1 protein-coding gene is annotated in these 316 nt (G+C 33.5%); it reads left to right on the top strand.

Going from position 1 to position 316, the window contains the following annotated elements:
* Nucleotides 1-316 (top strand): hypothetical protein (locus BAU23_RS28770; RefSeq protein WP_244159734.1); only part of this gene is annotated, 316 nt, incomplete at both ends.

Below are 316 nucleotides of genomic sequence, written 5' to 3'. Positions count from 1 at the left end.
TTATGGGGCTATTGAATATATAGAAAATGATCCATCAAAGTTGACGATTCCAAGGTGGGAAGCTAATGTCGATAATTATCCATTTACTGCAAGAGGGTTCACAGGAAGTAAAAATATTGTATTACCGGAATTTTCATATGAGAGGGGTTATACAAGAGCTTTCCAGAATGGAGATGTATTGAATATTATAGATTCAGAAACTGGCAATGTAGCAACAAAATTTGAATTTAATAAAAAATTCGGATGGGCTCCAGAGGGGTTAAGTAATGCTGAGCTAAATACCAGTGATAGTGTTAAAAACCTTATTAATAATAGT

Source organism: Bacillus nitratireducens (assembly GCF_001884135.1).
Classification (GTDB): Bacteria; Bacillota; Bacilli; order Bacillales; family Bacillaceae_G; genus Bacillus_A; species Bacillus_A nitratireducens.
This window is presented reverse-complemented; position numbering and strand designations above follow the sequence as displayed.